This window comes from Cellulosimicrobium cellulans (genome assembly GCF_001722485.1).
Classification (GTDB): domain Bacteria; phylum Actinomycetota; class Actinomycetes; order Actinomycetales; family Cellulomonadaceae; genus Cellulosimicrobium; species Cellulosimicrobium cellulans_A.
Genome location: NZ_LWGL01000187.1, coordinates 1 through 5,777, shown reverse-complemented (window position 1 = coordinate 5,777; position 5,777 = coordinate 1). Strand labels below are relative to the sequence as shown.

6 protein-coding genes are annotated in these 5,777 nt (G+C 75.6%); 5 read left to right on the top strand and 1 reads right to left on the bottom strand.

Translation table 11 applies throughout. The features are described from left to right. The 5 genes from JZ5iCDA_RS15075 to JZ5iCDA_RS15055 all read left to right on the top strand — a co-directional run. Positions 1 to 873 (top strand): putative PEP-binding protein (locus tag JZ5iCDA_RS15075; RefSeq protein ID WP_366246681.1); only part of this gene is annotated, 873 nt, incomplete at its 5' end. A 106-nt stretch (positions 874 to 979) separates the two neighbouring features. Then, on the top strand, positions 980 to 1,423 hold the full coding sequence (locus JZ5iCDA_RS15070; protein ID WP_083260058.1) for a globin: 444 nt from the start codon (positions 980 to 982) through the stop codon (positions 1,421 to 1,423). 184 nt (positions 1,424 to 1,607) lie between these two features. Then, positions 1,608 to 2,486: an acyl-CoA thioesterase gene (locus JZ5iCDA_RS15065; protein ID WP_083260057.1), complete on the top strand. Its 879-nt coding sequence runs from the start codon at positions 1,608 to 1,610 to the stop codon at positions 2,484 to 2,486. A gap of 71 nt (positions 2,487 to 2,557) precedes the next feature. Next, a complete protein-coding gene (locus JZ5iCDA_RS15060) occupies positions 2,558 to 3,547 on the top strand; it encodes a DNA topoisomerase IB (RefSeq protein ID WP_069387893.1) in 990 nt (329 codons plus the stop codon). Continuing rightward, positions 3,544 to 5,151, top strand: coding sequence for an SDR family oxidoreductase (locus JZ5iCDA_RS15055; RefSeq protein ID WP_083260056.1), 1,608 nt, complete (start codon positions 3,544 to 3,546; stop codon positions 5,149 to 5,151). Before JZ5iCDA_RS15060 ends, JZ5iCDA_RS15055 begins: the two co-directional genes overlap by 4 nt. On the opposite strand, the gene JZ5iCDA_RS15050 is transcribed toward JZ5iCDA_RS15055, so the two are convergent. Beyond that, positions 5,081 to 5,581 carry an acyl-CoA thioesterase gene (locus tag JZ5iCDA_RS15050; RefSeq protein WP_069387892.1) on the bottom strand — a complete coding sequence of 167 codons (501 nt, stop codon included), beginning with the start codon at positions 5,579 to 5,581 and terminating at the stop codon, positions 5,081 to 5,083. The genes JZ5iCDA_RS15055 and JZ5iCDA_RS15050 overlap by 71 nt on opposite strands. Between the last annotated feature and the right edge of the window lie 196 nt (positions 5,582 to 5,777).

Here is a 5,777-nt window from a genome sequence, read left to right as displayed (position 1 = left end):
GCGGCGCCGAACACCCCGATGTTCGAGGCGAACCTCGGCGAGCGCGTCGAGTTCATCTGCATCGGCCACGGCAACACGTTCCACACGTTCCACCTGCACGCGCACCGCTGGGCGAACAACCGCACCGTCCTGCGCGAGTTCCCGGGCCGCAAGGTCGTCGTGCGGACCCTCGACTCAGGTGCCGACAAGCCGCTGCACTTCCTCACCGCGCCGGAGGAGGAGAACCCCGCGCTCGGCGTGCGCGGGCTGCGCACGGCCGCGCGCTGGCCCCGGCTGCTCGAGGACCAGCTCGACGCGATCGCGCAGGCCGCCGCCGCGGAGGAGGCCGAGGTGTGGGTCATGGCCCCCATGGTCTCGACCGTCGGCGAGACGGAGTGGTTCGTCGAGCGCTGCCACGCGCACGGTCTCGGCGTCGCGGGGGTCATGGTCGAGGTGCCGAGCGCGGCGCTGCTCGCGGGGCCCATCCTCGCGCGCGCCGCCTTCGCGTCGATCGGCACGAACGACCTCACGCAGTACACGATGGCCGCCGACCGCCTGCTCGGCTCCCTCGCCGAGCTGTCGGACCCGTGGCAGCCCGCGGTGCTGCGCCTCGTCGCGGCGACGTGCGAGGGCGGCGCGCAGCAGGGGCGGCCCGTCGGCGTGTGCGGGGAGGCGGCGTCGCACCCCGCGCTCGCCGTGGTGCTCGTCGGGCTCGGGGTGTCGTCGCTGTCCATGACGGCCCGCGCGATCGCCGACGTCGGCGCGCTCCTGCGCGAGGTGGACCTCGACGAGTGCCGCCGCGTCGGGCGGCTCGCGCTCGACGCCGAGAGCGCCGCCGACGCGCGCGCCGTCGTGCGGGAGAACCTGCCGCAGCTCGCCGCGCTCGGGCTGTGACGCTCGCCGCACGCCGTCCGACGGGCCGGGACCGTCGGACCCGCGGTGCGAGGATGGGGTCGTGACCACCGATCCCGCCCCGCGCCCGACGCTGCCCGTCGCCGGCATGACGAACGGTGCTCCCCCGGCCGCGAGCCCGAGCCCGGCCGCGAGCCCCGCCCCGACCCGCCCCAGCCGCTCGTTCTACGACGAGGTCGGCGGGCACGAGACGTTCGTGCGGCTCGTCGACGCGTTCTACGAGGGCGTCGCGACCGACCCCGTGCTGCGGCCCATGTACCCCGAGGAGGACCTCGCCGCCGCGCGCTGGCGGCTCACGGCGTTCCTCGAGCAGTACTGGGGAGGCCCGACGACGTACAGCGAGCAGCGCGGCCACCCCCGTCTGCGCATGCGCCACATGCCGTTCAAGGTCAACCCCGACGCGCGCGACCGCTGGCTCGCCCACATGCGCGCCGCGGTCGCCACCCTCGGCCTCGCCCCGATCCACGAGGCGACGCTGTGGGACTATCTGGAGCGCGCCGCGCACTCCCTCCTCAACACCTTCGAGGACTGAGCCGCACCCCGGTCGACCGCCCCCACCGCCCTCAACACCGTCATCGCCCCCACCCCTTGAGCGAAGGACCCCCGCACCCGTGACCTCCGAGCAGCCCGCGCCCGAGACCACCGACGCACCGGCGGACGCCGCCGGCGGCACGCCCTCCCCCGGCCCGACGTCGGACGCGGCCCCCGCCACGCAGGTGCCCAACCCGCTCGGGCACCTGCTCGAGGTGCTGCAGCTCGAGCGCATCGGGGACGGCGACGGCTCCGCCGCGGACCCGGAGCACTTCCGCGGCGTGAGCGTGCACCAGCCGACGGGACGCGTCTACGGCGGCCAGGTGCTCGCCCAGGCGCTGCTCGCCGCGGGGCGGACCGTCCCGGACGGCCGGCTCCCGCACTCGCTGCACGGGTACTTCCTGCGCCCCGGCGGGCTCGACGTGCCCATCGACCTCGCGGTCGAGCGCCTGCGCGACGGCCGGTCGTTCAGCGCGCGCCGCACGCACGCGATCCAGCACGCCAAGCCGATCCTGTCGATGATCGCGTCGTTCCAGGAGCAGCAGGGCGGCGTCGAGCACTCCTCGCCGATGCCCGACGCCCCGGACCCCGACTCGGTGCCGTCCGCGCTCGACGTGCTCGGCGGCATCGACCACCCCATCGCGCGCTTCTGGTCGCACCACTCGGCGTTCGAGCTGCGCCACGTCGGCGGCTCGCTCTACCTCGGCCCGGACCGTGAGCCGAGCGACCACCAGATGGTGTGGATGCGCGCCCGCGGCGACGTCGGCGACGACCAGCTGCTGCACCGCGCCCTCATGGCGTACGCGTGCGACCAGGTGATGCTCGAGCCGATCCTGCGCCAGGCCGGCGCGAGCTGGGTCACGCCCGACATCTCCGTCGCGAGCCTCGACCACGCGATGTGGTGGCACCGCGACGCGCGCGTCGACGAGTGGCTGCTGTACGTGCAGTCGTCCTCGAGCGCCCAGGGCGGGCGCGGTCTCGGCGCCGCGCGCGTGTTCGCGCAGGACGGGACGCTCGTCGCCTCGATCGCGCAGGAGGGCATGGTCCGGCTCCCGGGGATGTGATCCCCGGCGGGCCGTGACCGCGCACGGCCGTCCGGGCTGCGGCGTCGGCCCCGGCGCCCCAGACTGACCGGGTGCGACTGCGCCGCGTGTCCGTCACCTCTCCCGGGTACTCGCGCCGCCCCAAGGGCGACGCGTGGGTCTTCCTCGACGTCGACGGGGTGCCCCTGACCGACGAGGACGAGCTCGCGCGCTGCACGCACCTCGCGATCCCGCCCGCCTGGCAGGACGTGTGGATCTGCCGTTACCCGAACGGGCACATCCAGGCGTTCGGGCGCGACGCCGCCGGCCGCGGCCAGTACCTGTACCACGAGCAGTGGCAGGTGCGGCGCGCGCGGCGCAAGCACGACCACGTGCTCGACGTCGGACGGCGGCTGCCCGCGGCCCGGCGCGGCGTCGCGCGCGACCTCGAGCTGCCCGGCATGCCCCGCGAGAAGGTCCTCGCCCTCGCCTTCCGGCTGCTCGACCTGGCGTACTTCCGCGCGGGCGGGGAGATCTACGCGAAGCAGAACAAGAGCTACGGCCTCGCGACCATCCGCAAGGAGCACGCCCGCGTGCGCCGCGACGGGAGCGTGCACTTCCACTACCCGGCGAAGTCGGGGCAGGTGCGCGACGTCGTCGTCGACGACCCGGTCGTCGCGGAGCTCGTCACGACGCTCAAGCGCCGCCGGGGCGGCGTCGAGCTGCTCGCGTGGCGCGAGTCCAAAGCGGCCTCCGGCGCGGCGGTGTGGCGCGACGTGACGAGCGCGGACGTGCAGGCGGACATCAAGGACCGCCTGGGCCCGGACGCGACGCCCAAGGACTTCCGCACGTGGCACGCCACGGTGCTCGCCGCCCGCGCGCTCGCCGACGCCGGCGCGGCGCCGAGGTCCGAGCGGGCGCGCAAGCGCGTGGTCGGCGCGATCGTCAAGGACGTCGCCGAGGAGCTCGGCAACACGCCCGCCGTCGCGCGCGCCTCGTACATCGACCCGCGCCTGTTCGACCTGTGGGAGCGGGGCGAGACGATCGGGAGCACGCGGTCGCAGACGCGTGCCGAGCGCGAGGTGCTGGAGCTGCTCGGATGAAGGCCGCCGTCACGGGGGTCACGGGCTACGTCGGCGGGCGGCTCGTGCCGGAGCTGCTCGCCGCGGGGCACGACGTGCGGGCCCTCGCCCGCAACCCCGCGCGCCTCGCCGGGCGCGAGTGGGCCGACCGCGTCGAGGCGGTCGAGGCGGACGCGAGCGACCTCGACGAGATCCGCTCCGCGCTCGAGGGGTGCGACGTCGCGTACTACCTGATCCACTCGCTCGGCACCGGCCCGACGTTCGAGGCGCGCGACCGCCGCACCGCGCTGACGTTCGCGCGCGCGGCGCGCGAGGCGGGCGTGGGCCGGATCGTCTACCTCGGCGGGATGTACCCCGACGTGCCGGAGGGCGCCCTGTCGCCGCACCTCGCGTCGCGCAAGGAGGTCGGGGACATCCTCCTCGCGTCGGGCGTGCCGACGACGGTCCTGCAGGCCGCGGTGATCCTCGGCTCCGGCTCCGCGAGCTTCGAGATGATGCGCTACCTCACCGAGCGCCTCCCGGCGATGACGACGCCGAGGTGGGTCGACAACCGCATCCAGCCGATCGCGGTCCGCGACGTGCTGCGCTACCTCGTGGGCGCGGCGAGCCTGCCCGGCGACGTGTCGCGCGCGTTCGACATCGGCGGGCCCGACGTCCTCACCTACCGCGACATGATGCAGCGCTACGCGCGGGTCGCGGGCCTGCCCCGGCGGCGGATCGTCAGCGTCCCGGTGCTCACGCCGAAGCTGTCGTCGCACTGGGTCGGCCTCGTCACGCCCGTGCCGAGCGGCATCGCGCGCCCGCTCGTCGAGTCGCTCCAGCACGAGGTCGTGTGCCGCGAGCACGACATCCGGCAGTACGTCCCCGACCCGCCGGAGGGCCTCATCGGCTTCGACCGCGCGGTCGGGCTCGCGCTCGAGCGCATCCACGACGGCGAGGTGAGCACGCGCTGGTCGTCGGCGTCGGTGCCGGGTGCGCCGTCCGACCCGCTGCCGAGCGACCCGGACTGGGCCGGCGGCTCCCTGTACGTCGACGAGCGGCGCACCGTCGTCGAGGCGCCGCGCGACGTCCTGTGGCGCGTCGTCGAGGAGATCGGCGGGCAGGGCGGCTGGTACTCGTGGTCCCTCGCGTGGCGCGCGCGGGGCCTGCTCGACCGCCTCGTGGGCGGGCCCGGCCTGCGGCGCGGACGCCGGGACGAGCACCACCTGCGCGTCGACGACGAGCTCGATTTCTGGCGCGTGGAGGCGATCGAGCCCGGCAGCCGCCTGCTGCTGCGCGCCGAGATGCGGGTGCCCGGTCTCGCGTGGCTCGAGCTCCGCGTCGACGACTCCGCGGCCGCGCTGCCGGACGCCGCGGACCCTTCGACGCCGGGCCCCACGCCCGACGAGGCGAGCGGGCCCGACCGCACGTACTTCGCGCAGCGCGCCCTGTTCTACCCCCACGGGCTCGCCGGCCAGCTCTACTGGTGGTCGGTCAAGCCGTTCCACGGGATCGTGTTCGGCGGGATGCAGCGCAACGTCGCGCAGGCGGCGCAGGACGCGGCGCGCGGCGCGCTCAACCCCGGCGACGGAACGCGAGCGGCTCCTCGACGAACGGCTCCCACGCCGCGCGCTCCGCGTCGCTGATCCGCCGCGGCCGGCCGGTCGCGGCGTCCACGACGACGACCGTCGTCGCGGCCTTCGCGTAGGCCGCCCCGCCCGACGTCGGGCCGGTCCTCGCGAAGCCGCCGGGTGCGCCGTCGTGCACCTCGTAGCAGACCTCGAGGCTCGCGCCGCCGAGGCGTCCCACCCACAGCTCGACCCGCACGGGCGTGCGCGTGAACGACAGCGGGCGCAGGTACTCGATCTCCTGGCGCGCGACGAGCGTGTGGCTCGTCGCGTGCGGGCCCGTCTCGAGCACGGCCGTCGGCCACGCGGCCTCGCCCGCCTCCGGGTGCGTCCAGAACGCCGTGATGCGGGCGTCCTCGAGCAGGCGGAACATCTCGACGTTGTTGACGTGCGCGTAGGCGTCGAGGTCCGACCACCGCAGGGCGACGGGGACGTGCAGGCGGGTCATGGAGGTCCTTCCTCACGGGGGGGCGTGCGCGACCATTCTGCCCGCGCGCCGCCGGGCCCCCGCGTCGGGCCACGGAGCTCTCGCGTCACGGATCAGGGCGAGGCGGCGACGAGCGCCGCGGCGCGGCACCGCGCGAGCGCCGCGAGCTCCTCGCCGACCGGGAGCCGCACGAGGCGGTCGGCCACCTGCCCCACCG

Coding starts and splice junctions, on each gene's coding strand:
- JZ5iCDA_RS15070 (WP_083260058.1), top strand. CDS start 980: ATGACGAACGGTGCTCCCCCGGCCGCGAGCCCGAGCCCGGCCGCGAGC.
- JZ5iCDA_RS15050 (WP_069387892.1), bottom strand. CDS start 5,581: ATGACCCGCCTGCACGTCCCCGTCGCCCTGCGGTGGTCGGACCTCGAC.
- JZ5iCDA_RS15055 (WP_083260056.1), top strand. CDS start 3,544: ATGAAGGCCGCCGTCACGGGGGTCACGGGCTACGTCGGCGGGCGGCTC.